The sequence below is a fragment of the Paenibacillus cymbidii genome (genome assembly GCF_004764705.1).
In the GTDB taxonomy this organism is placed as follows: domain Bacteria; phylum Bacillota; class Bacilli; order Paenibacillales; family NBRC-103111; genus Paenibacillus_AN; species Paenibacillus_AN cymbidii.
In genome coordinates this window covers 123,899-147,385 of sequence record NZ_SHLX01000021.1, presented here as the reverse complement: position 1 = coordinate 147,385, position 23,487 = coordinate 123,899, and the positions used below count along the sequence as shown (strand labels likewise).

General features: G+C 60.4%; 17 protein-coding genes. 16 read left to right on the top strand and 1 reads right to left on the bottom strand.

Annotated features, from left to right (window positions below; genetic code table 11):
• Positions 1 to 23 precede the first annotated feature (23 nt).
• From EXY20_RS25625 to EXY20_RS25605, 5 genes are all read left to right on the top strand, one after another.
• Positions 24 to 1,874, top strand: coding sequence for a sensor histidine kinase (locus EXY20_RS25625; protein ID WP_167859525.1), 1,851 nt, complete (start codon positions 24 to 26; stop codon positions 1,872 to 1,874).
• The gene (locus tag EXY20_RS25620; RefSeq protein ID WP_135554971.1) at positions 1,871 to 2,662 is read left to right on the top strand and encodes a response regulator transcription factor; all 792 of its coding nucleotides are present in this window, start codon (positions 1,871 to 1,873) and stop codon (positions 2,660 to 2,662) included. The genes EXY20_RS25625 and EXY20_RS25620 overlap by 4 nt, the downstream gene beginning before the upstream one ends.
• A 103-nt stretch (positions 2,663 to 2,765) precedes the next feature.
• Entirely contained in the window at positions 2,766 to 4,373 is a 1,608-nt protein-coding gene (locus EXY20_RS25615; protein WP_135554970.1) for an extracellular solute-binding protein, read from the top strand.
• A 71-nt stretch (positions 4,374 to 4,444) separates the two neighbouring features.
• Positions 4,445 to 5,350, top strand: a complete 906-nt coding sequence (locus EXY20_RS25610) for an ABC transporter permease (RefSeq protein ID WP_135554969.1) — start codon at positions 4,445 to 4,447, stop codon at positions 5,348 to 5,350.
• Between the two features lie 29 nt (positions 5,351 to 5,379).
• Positions 5,380 to 6,252: a carbohydrate ABC transporter permease gene (locus EXY20_RS25605; protein WP_135554968.1), complete on the top strand. Its 873-nt coding sequence runs from the start codon at positions 5,380 to 5,382 to the stop codon at positions 6,250 to 6,252.
• A 103-nt stretch (positions 6,253 to 6,355) separates the two neighbouring features.
• On the opposite strand, the gene tlp is transcribed toward EXY20_RS25605, so the two are convergent.
• Complete coding sequence (tlp, locus tag EXY20_RS25600; protein ID WP_135554967.1) at positions 6,356 to 6,580, bottom strand: small acid-soluble spore protein Tlp; 225 nt, start codon at positions 6,578 to 6,580, stop codon at positions 6,356 to 6,358.
• A 230-nt stretch (positions 6,581 to 6,810) separates the two neighbouring features.
• Between tlp and EXY20_RS25595 the strand changes: the two genes are divergently transcribed.
• The 11 genes from EXY20_RS25595 (at position 6,811) to EXY20_RS25545 (ending at position 23,428) form a co-directional block, all read left to right on the top strand.
• The gene (locus EXY20_RS25595) at positions 6,811 to 9,468 is read left to right on the top strand and encodes a sensor histidine kinase (protein WP_135554966.1); all 2,658 of its coding nucleotides are present in this window, start codon (positions 6,811 to 6,813) and stop codon (positions 9,466 to 9,468) included.
• A gap of 18 nt (positions 9,469 to 9,486) precedes the next feature.
• A complete protein-coding gene (locus EXY20_RS25590; RefSeq protein ID WP_135554965.1) occupies positions 9,487 to 11,046 on the top strand; it encodes a response regulator in 1,560 nt (519 codons plus the stop codon).
• A 101-nt stretch (positions 11,047 to 11,147) separates the two neighbouring features.
• The gene (locus EXY20_RS25585; protein ID WP_135554964.1) at positions 11,148 to 12,608 is read left to right on the top strand and encodes an ABC transporter substrate-binding protein; all 1,461 of its coding nucleotides are present in this window, start codon (positions 11,148 to 11,150) and stop codon (positions 12,606 to 12,608) included.
• Positions 12,609 to 12,708: 100 nt separating this feature from the next.
• The gene (locus tag EXY20_RS25580; protein WP_135554963.1) at positions 12,709 to 13,596 is read left to right on the top strand and encodes a carbohydrate ABC transporter permease; all 888 of its coding nucleotides are present in this window, start codon (positions 12,709 to 12,711) and stop codon (positions 13,594 to 13,596) included.
• Positions 13,597 to 13,671: 75 nt separating this feature from the next.
• Positions 13,672 to 14,514: a carbohydrate ABC transporter permease gene (locus EXY20_RS25575; RefSeq protein ID WP_135554962.1), complete on the top strand. Its 843-nt coding sequence runs from the start codon at positions 13,672 to 13,674 to the stop codon at positions 14,512 to 14,514.
• Positions 14,515 to 14,522: 8 nt separating this feature from the next.
• Positions 14,523 to 15,326, top strand: a complete 804-nt coding sequence (locus EXY20_RS25570) for an alpha/beta hydrolase family protein (RefSeq protein WP_135554961.1) — start codon at positions 14,523 to 14,525, stop codon at positions 15,324 to 15,326.
• A 43-nt stretch (positions 15,327 to 15,369) separates the two neighbouring features.
• A complete protein-coding gene (locus EXY20_RS25565; protein ID WP_135554960.1) occupies positions 15,370 to 16,680 on the top strand; it encodes a sialidase family protein in 1,311 nt (436 codons plus the stop codon).
• Entirely contained in the window at positions 16,664 to 17,932 is a 1,269-nt protein-coding gene (locus EXY20_RS25560) for an SGNH/GDSL hydrolase family protein (RefSeq protein ID WP_167859524.1), read from the top strand. Before EXY20_RS25565 ends, EXY20_RS25560 begins: the two co-directional genes overlap by 17 nt.
• Complete coding sequence (locus tag EXY20_RS25555; RefSeq protein ID WP_167859523.1) at positions 17,919 to 19,235, top strand: sialidase family protein; 1,317 nt, start codon at positions 17,919 to 17,921, stop codon at positions 19,233 to 19,235. Before EXY20_RS25560 ends, EXY20_RS25555 begins: the two co-directional genes overlap by 14 nt.
• 772 nt (positions 19,236 to 20,007) lie before the next feature.
• On the top strand, positions 20,008 to 21,528 hold the full coding sequence (locus EXY20_RS25550; protein ID WP_135554957.1) for a glycoside hydrolase family 32 protein: 1,521 nt from the start codon (positions 20,008 to 20,010) through the stop codon (positions 21,526 to 21,528).
• Positions 21,529 to 22,015: 487 nt separating this feature from the next.
• On the top strand, positions 22,016 to 23,428 hold the full coding sequence (locus tag EXY20_RS25545) for a sedoheptulokinase (protein WP_135554956.1): 1,413 nt from the start codon (positions 22,016 to 22,018) through the stop codon (positions 23,426 to 23,428).
• The last annotated feature ends 59 nt before the right edge of the window (positions 23,429 to 23,487 follow it).

Sequence of the window (23,487 nt, the reverse complement as noted above, 5' to 3'; positions counted from 1 at the left end):
ACATCAAACAAGGGATGGTTCGCATGCGGTTTCCCGGCAACCGGTTCATTTCGATTAAAACCCGGCTGTTTCTGATCATCGTCCTATTCCTGCTGCTGCCCGTCCTCGTCCTCGGCGTCGCCTGGTCGATCGGTTCGAGCCGCACGATCGAACGGACGGCGATCGAATACAATCAAGTGTTGGCCAGTCAAGCCAATTACAACCTCGATTATTATTTCCGCGATTTGGAGCGCGCCACGCTCCCGCTGCTGATCAATCCGGCGATCCGCAGTTTCATGACGATCGATCCAAACGACGAATACGCCCATTTTGCCAATTACGAACAATTGCGAAACGAAGTCTCGCCGGCTTTCACCAGCGGCAGGACGGATATTTATTCGTTTGCGCTGCTTTCGCTGCAGGGCAACTTCTTCAGCAACGAAACGACGATCGGCGCGGAGGAGATGTTCCGCCTGTACGGCCCGATGATGGAGGAGCAGCTCGAAAGAGGCGCGTTCCGCATTATCGGCGTCAATCTCGCCGAGCTGACGCCGGTGATGACGCTGATTCGCGTTTCCTCGTTCCCGGTGTACACCGAGGCGCGCGGCCTTGTCATCGTCAACGTCCGGCTGAACCAGATCATGGATTTCGCGCAGAAGGTGAAGCTGGGCCGCACCGGTTTCCTCAGCATTATCGACGCTAGCGGCAATTACGCCTACCACCCCGATCGGGACAAATGGGGCAAGCCGGTCGACGCCGCCGTATGGCGCGACATTGCGGCAGACCGCGATTTGGGCTATATCGTCAGCGGCAAAGGCAGCGCGAAGCGCATCATGATCCACCACCGTTCGGCATTGACCGGCTGGGTGGTCGTGTCGGAAGTGCCGTATGCGGAAATGGTAAGCGGGCTCAATCCGCTGCGCGTCATGTCCATCTGGATGATGGGCTGCATGGCGGCGCTTGTGCTGGTGTTGCTGGGCGGTTATGCCCTGTACCTGACGCGTTCGCTGCTGCGGCTGCAGCGTTTGATGAAGCGGGCGGAGCAGGGGGACTTGTCCGTCGTCGCTGCGGCCGGCGACAACAGCGAGATCGGGCGGCTGAACGGCAGCTTCAATACGATGGTGGGAGAAATGCGTCGGCTCATTCAGGAAGTGCACGTCATCGAGCTGCGGGAGAAGGAAACGGAAATCAAGCGCCAGGAATCGATGCTCAAGGCGCTGCAGTCGCAAGTGAACCCGCACTTCTTCTACAACGCGCTGGAAATTATCAATTCGTGCGCCATCGTCGGCGAAGGGCACACGATCAGCCGGATCACGTCGTCGCTGTCGCAATTGTTCCGCTATACGAGCAACCACCGCCATCACCTCGTGACGCTGAGCGACGAAATCGGCCACGTCCGCAGCTATCTGGACATTCAGCGGATGCGGTACGACTGCCTGCAGAGCGAGTGCCGGGTGGACGACGACCTGCTCGATGCGGTGTCTTGCATCCGGCTGACGCTGCAGCCGATCGTCGAAAACGCGTTCGTTCACGGATACGAACGGGCCGAACGAATGCCGTCGTACATCGCGGTAACCGGGCATGAGCGGGAGAACGCTTATGTGATCCGGATCGCGGACCGGGGCGGCGGCATGCCGCAGGAGAAAGTCGAGCGGTACAACCGCGCGTTCCGCGACTGCCCGCCTGACGCAAGGGACGAAGACGGTCGCGACGGGGCGTTCGCCGGAATCGGGATGTGGAATGTGCACAAACGGCTGCGGATGACCTACGGCGAAGGGTACGGGCTCGATATCGTCAAGTCGGACGGGACCGGAACCGTCATCGAAATCGCGCTGCCTTACGCAAGACGAAGCGGGGCGGACGGTTTGCCGCAAATGGAGGAGGACGGGCGATGATCCGGGCCATTATCGTGGATGACGAGAGCTACATCAAACGCAGCCTGCGCAAGCTGATCGAAACCGCCAACTGCGGGTACGAGGTAGCGGGCGAGGCGAGCCACGGCGAGGAAGCGCTGGCGCTGATCGACCGCTGCGCGCCGCAGCTGGTCATCACCGATATGCGCATGCCGGTCATGAACGGCATGCGGCTGATCGAAGAAATTCGCCGCCGCCGGCTGCCGGCGGAAATCGTCATCATCTCCGCTTACGAGGAATTCGAATACGCGCAGTCGGGCCTCCGGTTCGGCGCGTTCGATTATTTGCTGAAGCCGGTCGTGCCGGAAGCGCTCTATGCCGTGCTGCACAAGCTGCGCGAGAAGCTGCTGCCGGGCACGGACACCGCCGCCGCCCTGCCGTCGCCTGCCGCTTCCGCCCCGCCTGCGGAAGATCGGGCCGACGGCGACGGCAAACGAAACTGGAGCACCTACCAATTCGTCCGGAAAGCGAAACAAGCGGCCCTGGAGCGTTACGCCGACCCGTCGCTCGACTTGCAGACGGTGGCGGACGGCATCGGCATATCGATCTCGCATTTGAGCCGCTGCTTCAAGGAGGAAACCGGCGTCAGCTTCCTGCGCCATTTGACCGAGCTGCGCATCGAGCGGGCCAAGCTTGCGCTTGCCGATCCCGCGACGAAAATTTACGAGGTTGCGGCGATCGTCGGGTTCGGCGAATACCCGCATTTTTGCCGGATGTTCAAGAAGTACACCGGCCTGTCGCCCAGCGAGTATCGCTCGAAACGATTGTAGCAGAAACGGTCATCATATCGTCGTTTTCGGCATATCAAGCGGCAGGTGTCGTCCCTATAATCAACCTGTAAGCACTTTCAACCGTAGGGAAGGGTGATGGTCAATGGGGGCTAAGCTGGGAAAATCCGCGCTTCTTCTTGGCGCGGCGGCGCTGCTGTCCGGTTTGTTGGCGTCGTGTACGAAGAGCGGGGAGGCGAAGCCGGAAGCGTCGCCGTCTGCGCCGCCGAGCGCGGCGGCTGCATCGGCGACGCCGAAGAAAGAAGAGAAGAAAGAAATCAGCATTTTGCTGTCGCACGCCGGCGCAACGTACGCCCAGGCGGTGACGAATTGGGACGACGATCCCTATGTCAAGGAAATGGAGCGCATTTCCGGGTATGACATCAAGCCGGAGTTTCTCGGCCACAGCGATTTCATCCAGCAACTGACGGTTCGCTTCGCGTCCAACAAACTGGCCGATCTGGTGCGCGTCGACAGCATCTCGTCCGCGGCCGCGCCGGGCGCGCTGGAGCAGGGCGCGTTCACCGAGCTGAGCGGGCTGCTCAAGCAGTACGGGCCAAACCTGCTCAAGAACATACCGCAAACTGCCTGGGACGCCCCGTCGGTATCGCGGAACGGCAAAATTTACGCCATCCCCAACGTCTGGCCGATCCCGAATACGGCCGTGCTGTATATCCGCCAGGATTGGTTGGAGAAGCTGAACATGCAGACGCCGAAGACGGTCGACGATTATGTCAAGTTTTTCGAAGCGGTCAAAAATACGGACATGGACGGCAACGGCAAAAAAGACGAGTTCGGCTTCTCCGTACGCGAAAATTTGGCCGGCAGCGACATCTTCTTCCAGGAGTTTGGCGCCCATCCGTCCGATTGGAAGTTCGTGAACGGGCAATATATCCCGGCAATGATTACACCGGAGATGAAGGAAGCGATCAAGTTCTGGAAGATGCTGTACGACAACGGCTACGTGAACAAAAACCTGTTCACGGCCAAAGCGGAGGAATGGACGGCGAACGTCACGGGCGGCAAAGCCGGCTTCTGGGGCCATTACGTCGACAACTATACGGCCACCTGGGCATCGAAAATGGTGGAAAAAACGGCCAAGATTGCGATGATTGCCCCGCCCGTCGGTCCGAAAGGCGATCAGGGGTACGGCATCAACAGCACCGGCATTTATTTTCCGATGGTCATTCCGTCCTCGGTCAAAGATCCGGAACGCGTGATCAAATTTCTCGACTTCGCCTGGTCCAGCCCGGAGATGCAGAAGTTTTTCGCCTTCGGGATCAAGGACCGCAACTATACCGAAAAGGACGGCAAAGTCCAATGGGACGCCGAAAATCCGAAGAACAAGCAAAACAACGAGTATTTGACGTTCCGCTTGTCGCTCAACGTGACCGCGGCCGGCCTCAACTCGCCGGAAATACTGGCCACCCTGCCTGACGGCCCGATCCTGTCGGAAGCTTACAAAAACGCGGTGAAGCCGGTCAAAACGATTGCGCCGTATTTGCCGAAGCCCAAAGCGTTCGCAACGAACCCCGAGCTTGTCCCCGGACTCGGATCGGGCACGTTGTTCCTCGACATGTTCGCGAAGGTGGTGCTTGGCCGGGAGCCGCTCGACAACGCCTTCGACGCCTTCGTGGCGGAATGGAAGAAGCGGGGCGGCAACGACGCGATCAAGGAAGCGACCGAATGGTATAACAGCTTTACGAAGAAGTGAGACCTGCCCCGGCGCCGGTTCGCGGTGAAGGGACCGGCGCCCGGGGGCGCGCAGCAGGAAGAGGGATCGATATGAAGGGAACGTTCGCGAAGCGGGACAACCTCGCGCTCTGGTGCATCGCCGCTCCGGGAATTGCGCATCTGCTCCTGTTCAAGTACGTGCCGATGGCCGGCAACTGGATCGCGTTTCAGAACTACAATTTGTTTCAAGGCTTGTTCCATAGTCCTTGGGCCGGTCTGGCCCATTTCGAGCGCATGTTCGCTTATGCCGAGTTTTTCCGCATCCTGCGCAATACGCTGGCGCTCAGCCTGTATTCGCTTGCGTTCGGTTTCCCGGCTCCGCTCGTCCTTGCGCTGCTGCTGAACGAGGTGCGCATGCGCGCCTTCAAACGAACGGTGCAGACACTGCTTTATTTGCCGCATTTCCTTTCCTGGATCATCGTCGGCGGCATCTTCATCGGCCTGTTCAACTTTAAAGGCACGCTTAATGCGGCGCTGCTCCATTTCGGGTTGATCAACGAGCCGATCGACTTTTTGACGCTGCCGCATTCGTTCCTCTCCGTCGTCATCGGCTCCGGGATCTGGAAGGAAGTCGGCTGGGGCATGATCATTTATTTGGCGGCGCTGGCCGGCGTCAACCCGAACCTGTACGAAGCGGCGATGGTCGACGGCGCCGGACGGTGGCGGCGGATGTGGCACGTTTCGCTGCCGTCCCTGCTGCCGGCGATCGTCGTGCTGCTGCTGCTGCGCATCGGCAATATGCTGGACGCGAACATCGAACAGCTGCTGATGTTCCTCAATCCGCTCGTCCGCGACGTGGGCGAAGTGATCGATACGTACGTGTACCGCGTCGGACTGCTCGGCGCGCAATTCAGCTATACGACGGCGATCGGGATGTTTAAATCGGTGGTCGGCTTCCTGCTGGTGATCGGCCTGAACCGGCTGAGCAAACGAATCACGGGCGAAAGCATCTATTGACAGACGCGATGCTCGAAAGGAGGCGGCGCATGCCGGAAGCGCGGAATGACCGGCTGTTCCAGGCCGTCAATCATGGATTTCTCACCCTAGTCAGCTTGTCCATGCTGCTGCCGTTCGTCCATCTGGCGGCGGTTTCGTTAAGCTCCCCGATGTACGTGACCGCGAACATGGTGGTCTTCTGGCCGCGCGGCTTTCATCTGGCCGTCTATCGCGATGTGTTCGGGCTTGCGGCGATGTGGCGGTCGATGGCCGTCAGCGCCTATATTACGGTTGCCGGCACCTTGCTGGCGCTGGCGTTCAATTCGTCGCTCGCCTACGCGCTGTCGCGGCCGGCCATGAAAGGACGCAAATACGTGCTGCAAGGCGTGCTGGTGACGTTTATTTTTTCCGTGCCGCTCATCCCGAGCTTTCTCGTCGTTCGCAGCCTTGGCATGTACGATACGCTATGGGCGCTGATCGTGCCGGGCGCGCTGGCCGCGTTCAACGTCATTCTGATGAAGACGTTTTTCCAGAGCTTGTCGTCCGAGCTGTTCGACGCGGCCAAGATCGACGGGTGCGGCGAGTTCGCCGTTTACTGGCGGCTGACGGTGCCGCTCTCCAAGGCGGTGTTTGCCACCATCGCCCTGTTCCATGCGGTGGGGCAATGGAACTCCTACTTCAGCGCAATCATCTTCATCAAAAGCCGCACCCTGCTGCCGCTGCAGGTCGTGCTGCGCGAAATGATCGTCGACGACCAGTTTTCCTCCGCGATGTCAGGCAACATGGAAGTGGCCGCGCTCAGCACGCCGGCGATGATGAAGGCGGGCATTATCGTCGTCGGTACGCTGCCGATCCTGATCGTATACCCGTTTCTCCAGCGTTATTTTGTCCAGGGCGCGATGCTCGGTTCGCTGAAGGAGTAGCGGCGCGCCGGCCTTCAAAGAAACGGCCATCGCCCCGATGGGGGCGACGAGCCGTTTCTTTCGTTTGCGCTTCCGGCTAATGCGAGGTCGGTCGCGGTGCCGCTTACGATTGCCGGTCCGCTTGTTCGTCCTGCATTTCTTCGCGCTGGCCGGCGATGCTTTGTTTGCGCCGTTCGTTTTTCGCTTCGAGCTGGTTTCGTTCCTCGCTGTTTATTTCAGCGCCGAATTCGTTCAAATAGCTTTCGCTTTCTTGAAGGTTTTCCTGCGTATTTTCGATGCTTTCCTGCAGACGCTCTACGTTGTCCGCCCGGTTGTCCGGTTTTGCCATCTGGATATCACCTCCCGAAAGTCAGCATGTCGGACGCCGACTGCCATGCGCCCAACCGCTATTGTGATCGATTTCCATTGCAATTATGCGAAACTTGCTTCAGCGATCCGAGGTAGGCAAAACTAAGGTATCTTAGTTTTACCTACCTTATCTTAGTTTCCCCCTCCTCATTCGGGAGGGGGTTGTTTTATAATAAAAGCAAGCGTTTGCACACCCGGGGAGGCGTCACCATGAAGCAGCGTTCCATCCGCGTCAAAATGGTTTTCGCTTCCATGCTGCTGACGATTGTCCTGTTCTCCGTAACCGCGATCGTGTCGTATTCGCTGTCCGTCGGCAAAATCGAACGGCAGCGCCAGGAGCAGCTGTTCCATGTGCAGAAGCAGGTGGAGGAGCATCTGGAAACGGTGTTCAATCAAGTCGAAAAAATCGTGCTGCTGTTCTCCAAAAACAACGAGCTTCTGCAAAACATCGCCCAATCCCCGGTCGATCTGGTCGATATCATCGGCCGCAAAACCGCCCTCGAAAGCATGTTCACCAACAGCATCAATTACGATCACGATATCGAAAGCATTCTGTTGTCCATGCCTGCGGGCGAAGTATTTCTTGGCTCGACGATCAACCTGGGCTTGTTCCAGTCGGATATTAACAAGCTGAATTATTTCAAGCTGCTGGACATTTACGATATCAATCGTTCGTGGGACGAACAATGGATCGTGCTGCCGGACAAGCCGCGAAGCGACAAGCTGCAGGTGCCGCCCTATTTTGACCGCTATCTCAAGAACCGGTTCGTGTATGTCAAAAAATTCGCCGACAACGCCACGATGATGATCGTGCTGAATCCGGACTTGCTGCTGCAATCGATCGATACCGGCTCCGTGTTCCATTATTCCCTGATCCCGCAGCAGCAGATGAAGCCTCCTGCCGGGGATGCGGCCCCGTCGTCGGCCGCCGGGAGCAACAATGCCGGTTACAAGCTGGTCGTAGAAGGCGACGACCCCGCCTATGCGGCGATGAAATCGCACTACCGCAACCGGCTTGCGCTTACGGTGGCGCTGCTTGCAATTGCGGCGCTGGCGTTCTCCGCCTGGTTCTCGCGGCGCATGCTGCTCCCCTTCGCATTCATGCGGCGCCAGGTGGGCGAAATGGGCGCTATTGAAACGCCCGACGACTTCACCCGCTTGCGCCCGAGCGCGAAGACGCCTGCCGGATTCCGGCTGCGGCTGTTCGTGTTTCTGCTGGCGGAATGCATCGTCGGCATGCTGCTGCTGTTCCTCGTCCATTATTACTTTTCCTACCAGATGCTGAAGATCAATCTGGAAAGCTATTACAAGGAGTTCGTCGCCCAATCCGAAGGTTCGATCGAGAAGAACATCGATTACATCGAAAGCGGCATCAACTACATTGTCCGCGACCCGCTCATCCAGAACTTGCTGCTCGGCGACCACAGCCAGGCGGAGCTGGCCGGCGAATTGAAGAAGCTGTTTTCGTTCCAGCACGTCATCAGCAAAAACATCAATTACCTGAACATTTACAACAAGCAGGGCGAATTCATGTTTTCGACGATCAACAATCTCGTCAATGAAATGAACATCCAGCAGCACGGCATCTTCCCCTTGCTGGAGAAGACGGAAGGCGAGTCGGTGTTCATCAACGAAAACAAGGACGAGTTCGGCGACCATGTCGTTCTTGCGGCCAAAAAAATATACAGCCTGACGGACGCGCGCGTGCTGCTCGGCTACCAGCTGTATTCGATCAACGAACGGCAGCTCGAGGCGCTCAGCGGCAATCTCGGCATCCCGTCGCTGGAGCTTGTCATCCGCGACCCGACCGGCGCTGTCATTTACAGCAAGGAGAACCAGAACGGCGGCACCGCCAGCCTGGTGCTGGGCGAAACGATGCACAAGCTGAACTGGACGATCGCCAGCACGTTCGACCAGACGGACCTGTTCTCGGGCACGAAGGAAATTGCGCTGGTCAACGGCTATTTGCTGCTCGCCGTAATGCTGGCGATTCTGCTCATCACTTATATGCTCGCCCGCCGCATCGCCGAACCGATCGAGAAGCTGGCGCGACAAATCCGGCAGACGGTGGCGTCCGATTTTGCCGACAACCCGATCTCCCGTTTTCGCGGCGCCGACGAAATCGGCGAGTTGTCCGCACATATCAGCGCGATGATCGACCGCATCAAGGTGCTGATGAGCAACATCTATTCCATCGAAGTCATCAACCGGGAAATCCAGCTGGCCTACAAGAAGGCCGAGTTGTCCAACTTGCTGCACCAGATGAACCCGCATTTCCTCTACAATACGCTGGAGACGATCCGCTGGATGGCGATGAAGCTGACGAGGGGGGAAAACGATGTCTCGCGCATTATCGGCGAGCTGTCGATTTACCTTCGTTCCGGCAATTACTCCGACAACAAGATCGTGCGGGTCAAGGAAGAGCTGATTCATGTCAAATCTTATTTGTACATTCAGCAGATTCGTTACGGCAACCGGCTGTCGGTCAAATGGTCGATCGACGCGGAAGCGGAAAACGAGCGGATGGTCCGGTTCGTGCTGCAGCCGCTCGTCGAAAACGCGCTGATCCACGGCATCGACAAAAGCGAGCGCAACGGCATGTTGTTCATCGGCGTGTCGGTTCGCGAAGGCGTCATTCGGCTGTGCGTGGCGGACAACGGCTGCGGGCTTGCGGCGGACCGGCTCGCCGCCGTGCGCGAATCGCTGGCCGACCGGAAGTCGGACGATCACATCGGGCTGCGCAACATCGCGCAGCGGCTGTCGCTCTATCACGGCGACAAAGGCAGGATGACGGTGGCGAGCAAACAGCACCACTGGACGAAAGTGGAGATCGAAGTGCCGATCGCACATGACGAGAACAGCGTATGAGAAAGGGGGCGTGGTTCGATGTTTGCCGTGATGCTGGTGGAGGACGAGCAGGTGCTGCGCGAAGGGATGAGGCAATTTATTCCCTGGGAGGATTACGGCTTCCGCGTCGCGGCGGAGGCGGGCAACGGCCTGGAAGCGCTCGAGCGGCTGGACGCGGAGCCGATCGACCTTATTTTTCTCGATTTGCACATGCCGCGCATGTCGGGGCTCGACTTTATGCAGCGGCTGGCGGAGCGGCGCCACGATGCCCTGGTGGCGGTCATTACCGGCTACAACGAATTCGAATACGCGCGGACGGCGCTCAAGCACAACGTGCTGGATTATTTGCTCAAGCCGCTGCAGATGAACGAAGTGGCCGAGCTGCTGGAGAAAGCCCGCCGCCAGCTGGACGGCAAAGGGACGGCGGAAGCGCAGGCCGAAGCCGAGCTGTTTAAAATCGTCAACCGGCTGCACGCGGAGCGCGCCGGTCAGGAATGGCTGCAGGCGACCATGCAGCGGTATCGCGATTATGCGGTGCAATACGCGCTGCTGGCGACGGGAACCCGCGGCAAGGGAGCGGCGGAGCGCGTCAAGGAAACGGCCCGCGCCGCGCTGAGCGGCGGCGGGAGCGGCAACGGCGGCATCCTGTGGGCGGCGGAGTATCGCGATTTTGGCTATTTGCTTGTGCTGTTGTGGAAAGGAAGCGGCAACGGCGCGGACGAAGCGATGGAGAAGGCGGCCGAGGAGGACGGCGACGTCGAGTGTGTGCTGACGAGCCCGCGAATGCCGATCGCGGCGCTGCCGGCCATGATTCGGCGGCTTCAGGATGCGGAGGCGATGATGGAGGCGGTGTTTTATGCCGACAACAAGGTGATGCGTTCGGACCGCCTGCCCGGCAACCCGCCGGCTCCGGGTACGGCGGGAGCGCTGCCGCCGATCCAGCCCGTGCTGCATGCGCTGGAGCAGCGGGACAAGGGCGGGCTGCAGCGGGAGATGTCCGAGCTGTACTTCCGGCTGCGCACGGGCGGAAGGCAGCCGGCCGATCGGGTGCGGGCGCTGTATGCGGAGCTGGTCGTGCAAGCCCATCTGCTGATGGAGAAGACGGTCGGTCAGGGCAGCCTGACGCTGCAGCGCCAGACGACCGACCGGCAGCTGCAGGCGCATCTGACGCTTCGCGCCGTGCACGATTGCGCCTGCCGGTCGCTGCTCGGCTTGCTCGTCCGGCTGGAGGACGCCCAGCACCAGAAGAAACGCCGCATCATCGTCGAAATCAAGCGGTACGTCGAGGAACATATGGCCGAGCCGATTCTGCTTTCGGCGTTCGCCGAAGCGAATTACGTGACGAGCGAATATTTGTCCTTTCTGTTCAAGAAGGAGGAAGGCGTCAACTTCAATCAATATTTGAAGGAGGTCCGGGTGCGGCAGGCGGCCAAGCTGTTCCGAGAAAACTATACGCTCAAAATATACGAGGCGGCGGGCAAAGTCGGCTACCAGGACGCCAAACATTTCAGCAAAGTGTTCAAAGAAGTGACGGGCTTTACGCCGAAAGAATTTGTCGATCGACTGTCGTCCGACGAGCAAGGACCCGCGAACAGTTAGTTTCACCCTCTATTCATTAGGTTTGTCGCCTGTTGAAGCGTTTTCATGGCGCGTAACATGGAAGGTGCAACAACCACCACTATACCCAAGGGGGAAAGAACATGAAGCGTTTCAAAGCGATGAACGCGATTGTGGCCGCGATGCTGCTGCTCAGCCTTGTGCTGGCGGCATGCTCGAAGGACAAGGGCAACCAGGCGGGCGACAGCAAAGCGTCGCCGAGCGCCAGCGCGGCGGCAAGCAGTCCTTCCGCAGCCGCTTCCGCGAAGCCGAAGGAGAAGGTCAAGCTTGTGTATGCCGGCTGGAACGGCGCGTGGGTCGATTACAACAAACGCGCGGTCGAACGGTTCCACCAGATGTACCCGGACAGCAACATCGAAGTCGAAGTCAAGGAGTTCCCGAGCGGAGCGGACTACAACAAGGCGATGGACGTCGCGTTCGCCTCGAACGAAAACTACGACATTATGCTGTTCAACCCGGGCGACACGTTGGCAAGGGCGGACAAAGGCGTGTTTCTCGATTTGGCGCCGCTGGCCAAGGAAGACAAGTTCGATCTGATCGAAAATTTCGGCGATATCATGAAGCCGTTGGATCTCAAAGGCAAAACGTATTTGATGCCGTATAACGTCATTCTCGACATGTTCTGGTACAACAAGGACATGTTCGACGCCGCCGGCCTGAAATACCCGGACGAAAACACGACCTGGGATCAGGTGTTCGAGATGGCGAAGAAGCTGACGAAGGGCGACGGCGCGAACAAGGTGTACGGCTATTCGCAGAACCATTACTTGCCGAGCATCACGCTCAACCCGATCCAGCACGACGGCTGGTCGATGATGAAGGACGCTTTTTCGCCAAACTACGCAGACCCGCGCGTGAAGCAAATTTTGACTTCCTACAAGGCGCTGTTCGACGGCGGTTACGCGCCGAGCCTGGCGCAATACAAGCTGGAGAAGTTGGATAACCGCATTCTGTTCGCGCAAGGCAAAGCGGCGATGATCGTCAGCAACTGGTGGGCCCCGGTGTACTGGAACCAGCTCAAATACAACAACGGCACGCTTGGCGACGACGCGCTCAAGTTCAAGTACGGGGTTACGTTCCTGCCGAAACTCAGCGCTTCGGCTCCGGCGAAGACGTCCAATGTCACCGCCGGCTACGGCTTCGCCGTCAACGCCAAAACGAAATATCCGAAGGAAGCGTACCAGTTCGTCAAATTCATGACGACCGAAATCTTCGACATTATCGGTTCGATTCCGTCGTATAAAAAAGCCGATCCGGCCAAATTCAACGACATCTACAACAAGTTCATCGATTCGAAGGGCGCGAAGCACGACAACGTGTATCCGCAAGAACTGGTCGACACGATCAAGAAGGTGTTTGTAGAAACGAAGGCGGTTTCGTCGATTTCGCCGCCGCCGGTTGCGGATGCCAGCGCGCAAACGGCGATCGGCGACTTGTTCAACCGCGAAGGCGAGCTTTATTACCTTGGCAAAACGGGCATCGACGATTTCATCAACAAAATGCAGGACGAAGGCACCAAAGAAGGGGCCAAATTCAAGAAATAATCGCGCTTGACGCGGGGCAGGCGGCCGGGGCGCATCAGTTCCGCTCCGGTCCGCTTCATGCCAACGTAGACAGGTTCGCTCTGCGGAAAGGAGCCTCGCCATGAATAAGCTGAAGCTGCGGGAAACGGTAACGGGTTATTTGTTTATTTTGCCCAATTTGATCGGGATCGGCGTGTTTACGATTTTTTCGCTCGGCTTTTCGTTTTATATAAGCTTGACGGACTGGCAGTTGATCGGCTCGATCGGCGGGACATCGTTCGTCGGCATCGACAATTACACCAACGTGCTGCGCGACGATTATTTCTGGACGTCATTGCGGAACAACCTGTGGTTTCTGCTGCAAATTCCGGTGCAGACGTTTCTGGCGCTCATTCTGGCGCTGCTGCTCAACCATTTGCTTGCCACCGGCAAAACGCTGCGGATCATTTACTTCCTGCCTCACATTACGAATATGGTGGCCGTGCTGATGGTATGGAACATGCTGTTCAATCCGTCCAAAGGGCCGGTCAACGCGATCCTGAAAGCGATCGGCATCGACAATCCGCCCATGTGGCATCTGGATACGTTCTGGGCCAAACCGACGCTTGCCCTGTTCGGCGTCTGGGGCGCGCTCGGCTACTATGCGCTCATTTATGCGGCATCGCTTACCGGCATCCCGAAAGACTTGTACGAAGCGGCGGAGATTGACGGAGCGAACGCCAGGCAGAAGTTTTGGCGCATTACGTTCCCGCTGATTTCGCCGACGACATTGTTCATCGTAATGGTGTCGACGATCGGTTCGTTCCAGCAATGGTCGTCGATCCAGGTATTCACCGACGGGGGACCGGGTTCCTCCACCTATGTGCTCGGCTATTTTGTCTACAAGTACGGGTTCTCCTATTTCCGCATGGGGTATGCGTCCGCGGCCGCATGGCTGCTGGCGATTATCATTATCGGGTTCACGATCGTGCAGTGGAAGCTGCAGAAGAAGTGGGTGCATTACGGTTGATCGGGCAGCAACGGGCGACAGGGCATCCGCCGGGCGGCGAGCAGAAGCGAAATACGGGAACGAGGGGGATGCAAAATGATGTCATACAAGCTGACTCGCGCAGTTGGCCAGCTAGCGACCGGGATCGCGCTGTGGAGCGTGGCCGTACTGATGATGCTGCCGCTGATCTGGATGATCTCCGCGTCGTTCAAATACAATATGGAAGTGTTCAAATTTCCCATTGAATGGATTCCGCGCCATCCGACGCTGGACAATTACCGCACGCTGTTCACGGGCAATTACAATTTCAGCCGCTATTACGCGAACACGCTGTACGTCACCTTTATGACTGTCGTCGGCACGATCGTGGTCGGCGGCATGTCGGCTTACGCTTACGCCAAAATCAATTTTGTCGGACGCGACTTTATCTTTATGTTCAAGCTTGCGGCGGTCGCGATCCCGTTCCAGGTGGTAATGATACCGAACTTTATCATTTATAAAAATCTCGGGCTGCTGGACACGCTGACATCGCAATGGCTCGGCGCTTTCCTCGGGCCGACGATGGCGGTGTTCCTGCTTCGGCAATATTTCAAGACGCTGCAGGACGAAATTATCGATTCCGCCAAAATCGACGGGGCCGGCCACATGCGTACGCTCTGGACGATCGCCATGCCGATTGCCAGGCCGGTGCTGTTTACCGTCGTTATCCTGTATTTTGTCGCCGCGTGGAACCAATACGAGTCGGCGCTGCTGTTCCTGCGCTCGAAGGACAATTATGTCGTATCGATTGCGATCAAAATTTTTTCAACGGAGTATGCGAACAACGACAGCGCGATTATGGCCGCGTCCGTCATTTCGGTCATTCCGATGCTGATCGTGCTCGCCTGGGGGCAGCGGCATATGATTGAAGGACTGTCGGTAGGCGCGGTGAAAGGGTAGGAAAAGCCGTGGGCTATTACGATCGTCAATTCGAAACGAGCGATTTTGTTGTTGTGTCGGATGGCCAAACGGTGCCATGCCGGCTGTATGCTCCTCCCGCGGAGAAGCTGGCGCCGCAGCCGCTGCTGTATCTGTCCTGCGCCAATACGATTGAACTGAGTCTGGGCGCTTTCCCGTATATTGTCGCTGTCGACGAAATGCTCGAGCAGGGGCACCGGGTCGTCAGCTTCGACCCGCCCCACCACGGCTCGCGAGCCGGCGAACCGTACGGCTCGGATATTCCCGGGCTGCGCGCCGCCTTTCTCGCCGGCGACGACCCGTTCGCCCGTTTCGTGCGGGATGGACGGGCGGTCATCGACCGCTGCATCGGGATGGGGATTGCGGAAGCGGGACGAATCGTTATCGGCGGCGTGTCGCGTTCCGGCTACATGTCGCTGCGGCTGTACGCCGAAGAGCCGCGCATCGCCGCGCTGGCGGCGTTTTGTCCGGTCACCGACTGGCGGGCGATCGGCTTCACGGAGGAGCGGGAGCGGGAGGAAGTCGCCGCGCTGCGGTTGTCGCTGCTGGCCGACAGGCTGGCCGGCAAGCCGATGTTTATCGTCATTCCGAACCACGACTGGGCGGTCAGCACGAGGCGCTGTCTGCAGTTTTATTTGGATGTGCAGCAGGCGAACGAAGCGGCGGGGTACGGCGAGAAGCTTGTCGACCTGATTGTGACGGACGAGGCGTTTCATAACTGCAGCGGCGTCTGGTATGCGAAGGCAGCCGAGTTTCTGCTGAAGCGGGCGCTTCCGGTGCGGCGGAGCGGATGAGCGGCTTCAAGAAGCGAGAGGGCGATTCAAAGGGGGAAGCGGGATGAAGGAACCGATGCCGGCGCTATGGCGCCGCGATCCGCGGCTTGTGGTGTCAAGCGGCGAAGAGACGATCGTAGCGGAAGGCGGGCTGCAGCCGTTTCTGGCGAAAGGCGGGCCCGGGACGCTGGTTATGCAATGCCAACTGCCGGCGCCGTCGTATCCGTCGCAGCGGATGGTTTCGCACCATCTGCACGGGACGTTCGTTTCCCGCGACGGCGGGGAGCGCTGGGAACGGCAGTTGTACCGGCCGGGTGAAAACGAAGCGCATATGGAAGGCGGCTCGCTGCTTCTGCAGGACGGAACGGCGATCGTGCTGGATACGTATGTGACGCCGGCGCAAGGCGGCGCTGCCGGCTTCGGGGCTGGCCAGATGTGGGAAACGCGGGACGACTGGCGCACATTGCAAGGGCCGTACGACGTCGATTTTGCGCTGCCGGGGATTGATTTCCATGCGAGCAAGGACGATGGCGGCCGGCCGCACGAAGCGGTCCGCCTGCATCGTTCGATCGTCGAGCTGCCGAACGGCGACTGGCTGGCGACGTTATACGGCTGGATGCAAGGGGACGATACGCCGAGCGCGTACATCGCCTCGATGAAGAAAACCCGCTGCATGCTCGTAAGGTCGACGGATCGCGGCAGGCATTGGACGTACCTGTCGACGATTGCCGTCGACCCCGCCGTCGGCACCGAAGGCTTCGACGAGCCGGTGCTTGCGCGGTTGTCGCAGGGACCGCTGCGGGGGCGGCTCATCTGTCACATGCGCACGGGGCGCGAGCTGTACGAGGCGGTGTCCGACGATGACGGCGAAACGTGGAGCGCGCCTGTGCCCGTCGATTGGGGCGGCGTGATCGACATTCGCCGCACGGACTTATGGGCCGGACAGTTCGCCGGAATGACGACGTTCCGCTTCCGCCATATCGACCACGAATATCCGCTGCTGCTGGAAGGAGCGGTCGTTGACCCGGATTTGCTCGAGCTGCGCAGCGGGTTGCTGGTCAGCGCCATTGGCGTGCGCATCCCGGAGAAGGGCTGCTGGGAGAAGCCGGAGCATCCGTGGAACGGCAGTTTTCTGGCGTTCAGCTTCGACCAGGGAGCGAACTGGAGCCACATCGTGCAGATGACGTCTGGCGAACTGACGACCCATTACATTGCCGTCGCCGAAACAGAGCCGGACACATTGGTTGTGCTGTACGACAGAGGCGATTGGAGCGGCGTGCAAGGGCGGCGCATTTGCGGGCGCAAGCTGCGGCTCGAGTATGCGGGACCGCTGTTTGCCGACAGGGGAGGCAGCGCTGATGGCGATATTCGATGAACTGTTAAGTGCGCTGCATACGTCGGCCGAGCTGGGGACGCCTTATGTGGAAGATTCGCTCGCGAGGGGGGCGGTGCGGCCGGTATCGCTGCGCGTGACGACGGCGCTGGCCGCCGATGCCGGCGCTTGCGGGCGCGGCGACGACGGCTGGTTCGTCGCCGCGGGTTTGCCGGACAGCCATACGATTGCCGTGCTGGACGACGCCGTCGTCCCCGGCAACCGTTCGCTGCTGGCGCGGCTGTCGTTTCGCAGCACGCAGACCGGCGTCGCTCCCGGCGAGCACGGGTTGGTCGAGCTGCGGCTGTCGCGCGGCACGACGGAAGCGAACGTGCCGGCTCGCGTCCTCGTCGACAATGGCGCGTTCTGCGTGCTCGACCTGAACACGGGGCAAACGATCGCGGGCAGTCGGAGCGAGCGCGTGTTCGAGATGGTTGCTGGCGTTACGTATACGCTCTCCGTGCTATTGTTTCGCAAAGGGGTGTTCGCCCGGCTGGAGAGCATGGACGGCGGCGGCGTTCCCGGCGGACGGCTCGATCTGACGATTCCGGATCGGGAACGGTTCATCCCCGGCCTGCCCGGCTTCGGCATTCACCCGAACGAACGGGCGGGGGGCGGCGCCTTGATCGTGTCGGACTGGTTCGTGGCGCCGGTCGGCCCGCATCGTTGCAAGCTTGGCGTCATCGGCGATTCGCTGACGGCCGGGCCGGACGGCGAGCCGGAGGAGGAAAGCTACGTGCATGAAGTGACGCGCGGGCTGGGGCAGACGCATGTGCTCAACACGGGCAGCGGCGGCTCGACGACGACGCTGGACGCCGCCCGCTTCGCGTACGAAATCGCTCCGTTCGAGCCGGAGGTCGTCTGGATCGAAGGCGGCACGAACGATATCGGCATGGGCGTCTCCGCCGAGGCGATTTTCGCCCGCATGACGGAGCAAGCGGCGGCGATCGATTGGGGCGGGCAGGCGGTGCTGTCGACGGTGCCGCCCCGTACGCTGCCGACTGAGCGCCACTACGAGCAGTTGCTGCTGCTTAACGAGCTGATTCGCGCGAGCGGGCTGCCGGTCGTCGACCGCCACCGGGTCGTGGTTGATCCCGGCGATCCGCGGCATATCGCTCCCGTATGGAGCGCGCCGGACGGCATTCACATTCTCCGTCCCGGAAACGCGCTCATCGCGAAGGAAGCGCTGGCCGTGATCGGCAAGCTGATCCGGCCGGCGGCAGATGAAGGAGGAAACGGGCATGGTGCGCAGTGAGATGGCGAAGGGGGAAACCGGCGTGGTGCGCAGCAAAGAGATGGCGAAGGAGGAACCCGGCATGGTGCGCAATGAGTGGGTGGAGTTGAAAGGGGATGGAGCGATTGCGGCGTCGGCGGGCGAAGAGCGGCTCGTGCTGGAAGGCGGGCTGCAGCCGTTTATGATGCGCACATCGAGCGGCGCGCTTGTGCTGCAGGCGCAACTGCCGGAGAAGCCGTACCCGTCGGAACGCATGGTGTTTCATAGCAAGATCGCTACGGTCGTCTCCCGTGACGGGGGGATGACCTGGGAGCGGTTCGAGCAGCGTCCGGGCGAAAACGACGTCAACATGGAAGGCGGCACGATTCAACTGGCGGCGGGTTCGATACTGGCGCTCGACACGTATATTACGCCCGTGCCGGGCAAACCGGATGCGGGAGCGGGTCAGTTGTACGTGTCGATTGACGATTGGCGGTCGCTGGAAGGGCCGGTACCGGTCACGTTCCATATGCCCGGCGCCGTGTTCACCGGCAGCACCGACGACGGCGGCGAAGCGCATCAGGCGCAGCGCCTGCACCGCAGCATTGTGACTCTGCCGGGCGGGGATTTGCTGGCATGCGGCTACGGCTGGCTGCAGGGCGACACGGAGCCGGCTCCTTATATGACGACAATGAAGAAGTCGCGGACGATGATGTTCCGCTCGCGCAATATGGGCAAACATTGGGAGCTTGTTTCGACCATCGATCTTTCGCCAAAACCGGGGACGGAAGGGTTGGTCGAGCCGGCGCTCGTCCGGCTGTCCGGCGGCCGTCGCGAGGGGCGGCTGCTGTGTATGATCCGCACGGGACGCGAATTGTACGAGGCGCATTCGGATGACGACGGCGCCACCTGGAGCGCGGCGCGGCCGGTCGATTTTGGCGTCGTCGACATTTACCGCGAGGAACAATGGGCCGACATGTTCGCCGGCATGCTCGACAAGCACGGCCGGCCCGTCGAGCTGACGGGCGCCTTCGTCGATCCCGAGCTGCTGGAGCTGCGCAGCGGCGCGCTCGTCTGCGCCTTCGGCGTGCGCATTCCGGCGCGCGCCTGTTGGCAGAAGCCGGACCATCCGTGGAACGGCAATTATTTGGCGGTCAGCCTCGACCAGGGGGAGACGTGGAGCCACGTTTACCGGCTGACGTCGGGCGTGCTGACGACGCATTACATGGCGATCGCCGAAATCGCAGAAGACGAACTGTTCGTCGCCTACGACTTCGGCGATTGGGAGAACAAGCGCGGGCGCTACACGTACGGGCGTACGGTGAAGTTTGCTATTCGCCGCTGACGGGGGAGGCGCTGCGGAGCGGCGAGTCGCTGGCGGGAGGCGGCAGGCGTCAGGCGGCTGGCGAAATAAGGCCGATTTCGGCCTTGCAGCGGCGTTTCGGCGTGTAGCGAGCGAAATAAGGCTGATTTCAGCCTTACAGCAGCGTTTCGGCGTGTAGCGAGCGAAATAAGGCTGATTTCAGCCTTACAGCGGCGTTTCGGCGTGTAGCGAGCGAAATAAGGCTGATTTCAGCCTTACAGCAGCGTTTCGGCGTGTGGCGAGCGAAATAAGGCTGATTTCAGCCTTACAGCGTCGCTTCGGCGTGCGGTGAGCGGAATAAGCCATTTTTTATGGCCTATTTCCCCCAAAATGAACAGTCACGACGAAATAGCCAATGTTTTCACTGGCTATTTGTGCCGCAATGCTCCTCTGGCGGCCGTTTCGTGCGAATAACCAGTGCTTTCACTGGCTATTTCTGCAGAACCGGGTGAAATGGCACGAATAAGCCATTTTTTGTTGGCTATTTTCGGGGGATGACGCGTTTCGGGCGAGCTGGTTGGCCTGAGCAACAGCCACAGGGCTGCAGTAAGTCCGATTGGTCAACATTTGTGTAGCATTGATGCTGCTTTGCGGCCTATTTTGTGCGATCCGAAGGTTGTGGGACGATGAAGTGCGCGTTTGAGGAAAAGCAGGCGTGCGCGTCCGGAAGCGGCGAAGTAGGCGGCCGTCCCGTTAAGGTGGATTGAACATTGCGGAGAACAAAAGAACAAAATCGCAAGAGAGGTGAAGCGCTGTGACCGTTAACCTGCCCAGGCTGCACTATCACGGCGACGATTGGATGAACGATCCGATCCCGTTTTATTGGAACGGGGAGTACCACCTGTTCTATCAGTATCGCATGCCGGCCAAACATTGGGGACATGCGCGCAGCACCGACCTGTTGCATTGGGAGACACTTCCCGTGGCGATTGCGCCGGACGTCGAAGGCCTGGACGATGACGGCTGCTGGACCGGCTGCTGTCTGTACGCGGAAGGCAAATTTCATCTGTTCTACGCCGGCGTGCAGAAAGGCACCCGGCGGCAAACCATCTGCCACGCGGAAAGCGACGATCTGATCGTCTGGCGCAAAAACCCGTGCAATCCGATTGTCCGGGCCGCCGCTCCTTACGCGGAAGCCGGGGCATGGCGAGACCCGTTCATCTGGCACGAGGAGGGGCGGTGGCATATGCTTCTCAGCGCGGACATGCCTGACCGGCCGCATGCGGCCAAAGGCTGCGTCGCTTACTTGCATGCGCCGAACCTGTTCGACTGGACGCTCGGCGATCCGATCTATGTGCCGGACGGCATGGTGCAATGCGAATGCCCCGACGTGTTCCCGCTTGGCGATACGGGAAAATACGTGCTGCTGATGAGCGGCGGCCATACGTTCGTTCGCTACGGCGACAGCATGCGCGGTCCGTTTCATCGCCCGGCGGAGCGGCCGCTGTTCGACGACGACAAATGTTATGCCGTCAAAACGCTGGAGGACGGCAGCGGCCGCCGGTTGGCGTGGGGATTTCTGGTCGAGCCGTGGGGATGGGCCCACGCCGAACGGCCGGTGGAGCAAAGCTGGAGCAGCAATCTCAGCTTCCCGCGGCTTCTGTCCGCCGATGCGAACGGCGAGCTTGCCGTGTCTTGGCCGGCGGAGCTTGACCGGCTTCGCGCGCAGGAACTGGGCGTCGCTTTGCGCCCGGTGCTCGGGCGCTGGACGAATGCGGAGGGCAAGCGGCAGCAAGGGGCGGAGCTTGCCGGTGGCGGCGGCGCGCCGGATGCGGCAACCGGCGGCTTCGCCGTCGCAGTCGCGAAGGATGCCGAATACGCGTATGCGTCGTTCCCGGCAGAATGGAGTAGCCACCAGTTGGAGCTTCAGGCGACGATTCGGCTGAACGGCGCGACGCGGGCCGGCATCGCGATTCGTTGTACGCACGATTTGCGCGAAATCACGGGCGTATTCATCGATGCCGCAACCCGCTCGATCGTCATCGAGGAGCTGTCGAACGGGTTTGATTCGATCCGGCCGGGCAAACGCAAGGCGCGTTCACGGCTGGCTTTGCCGTCATGGTCGCCGGATGGATGGTGGCATCTGCAGGTCCGCCTGGACGGGCCGATCGTCGAAGTGTGCGTCAATCGCAGCACGATCGTCTCCGGCACGGCGTATGCGGACTCGGAGCTCGCCACCGAAGCGGGGCTGTTTGCGGTGGGCGGCGGGGCCGAGTTTGCGGCGAGGCGGGCATGGCGGCTGGCGCTGCCGCAAGACAGCGGCACCGGCGAGTAAGGCGGGCCGGCCAGCGGGGCTGGTCGCGATCAGCGAAACAGCGAATTAGTGAAATAGCCCATGAAAAATGATTAGCAGGAATTCGCCTGTTGCCGCAGAAATAGCCAGCGAAAACACTGGTTATTTGCCCCGAACCGCCGCCAAAGGGGCAATTCTGCGGTAATAGCCAGTGAAACATTGGCTATTTCGTCGCGACTGTTCATTTTGGGGGAAATAGGCAATAAAAGATGGCTTATTTCGCGGAACACCTTGTCGGAACAGGGCGAACGGGCGAGCGTGCGGACGGGGCGACGAGGAGAACACGGACATCAAGCCGCAACACCGATTGTGCGCGGACCAGTGAAAAGGAGGAAACCGGTGCAGGTCGGGAGTGCGAGCGTTTCGGCGGTTCGTTGGACGGTCCGTTCGATGGTCCTTTTGATGGGGAAATCGGGTGAAGCAGGTTACTTGGCAACGGCGGGGAAAGCGAACAAGGGGAGAGCGCGCGATGAGCGGGACGTATGTGGCGGGAATCGATATTGGCACAACATCGGTCTGCTGTGTGGTGGCCGATGCGGCTGGCGGCGCCGTCGTCCATACGGAGACGAGGGCGAACGATGCCCGGCTGCCGTCTTCGCGCCGCTGGGAAGAGCTGCAGCAGCCCGACCGAATCGCACGGCTGGTGAAAGAGATGATCGCCGCTTGCGGGCAGCTATGGGAGCAAGTCGCGGCGATCGGCATTTCATGCCAAATGCACGGCATGCTGTATGTGGACGGGGCAGGCGAAGCGCTCGGTTCGCTCATGACGTGGCAGGACCGGCGCGGCGACGAGCGGCTTCCGACCGGGGAAACATACGCCGGCTGGCTTGAAGCGCAAACCGGCTATCGCGTCCCGGCCGGTTACGGTTTGACGACGCACCTTTATAATGTGCGCAACGAGGAGGTGCCGGCGGGCGCGGCGGCGTTATGCGCGATCGGCGATTATGTGGCAATGAAGCTGTGCGGCGCGCGGCGGCCGCTGATCGACGCTTCCGTTGCCGCCAGCTTGGGCCTGTTCTCGGCGGATGCGCTGGCATTCGACCGGCAGGCGCTGGCGGCGGCGGGGCTTGATGCGGCGCTTCTGCCGGAGCTGGCCGGCGGGACTCGTCTCGTTGGCCGTACTGCGGACGGCAAAGCCGTCGCCTGCGCGATCGGCGACAACCAGGCCAGCTTCCTCGGGGCTGTGCCGCAACTGGAGCGCACGCTGCTGATTAACGTCGGCACAGGCGCACAAGTGTCGGTATTCGCGGAGCGGCCGGACAACCTCGCGGCGATCGACCCTGCGCTCGACGTGCGGCCGTTTCCCGGAGGCGGTTATCTGCTCGTCGGCGCAACGCTTGGCGGGGGCAAGGCGTATGCACTGCTGGAAGGTTTCTTCCGCGAGACGTGCCGCTTGTTCGCCGGAACCGCGGACGACGTTTCGCTGTATGAACGGATGAACCGTCTGGCGGAGGAGGAGCTCGGCCGGGCCTTGCCTGGCGGTCCGCCGTTGTTGCGGGTGCGGACGCAGTTCTACGGAACTCGAGGCAATCCCGCGGCGACTGGCGCGATCGACAACATCGCATCCGACGGCTTCACGCCGTCCCGGCTGATAGCGGGATTTCTGAACGGGGTTGTCGACGAGTTGGCCGCATTCGTCCCGCTGCTGCCGGAATCGTTGCGCCGGGAGTTGGCCGTTGGATGCGGCGCGGGCAACGGTTTGCGCCGCAATCCGGCGCTGCGCCGGCTGCTGAAGCAGCGGCTGGAGCTGCCTTTTCACCTATCGGCTGTAGAAGAAGAAGCGGCGTTCGGCGCGGCAATTTACGCCGCCGCGGCCGGCGGCCTGTTCCCGGACATTCCGGCCGCGCTTGCCGGCATGCAGGCCGGCTGCCGCTTCGGGTAACCACCGGGCCGGGCAAGGCCGGCAATCAAGGCGACAAACGATCATAACGGAGGCGAACA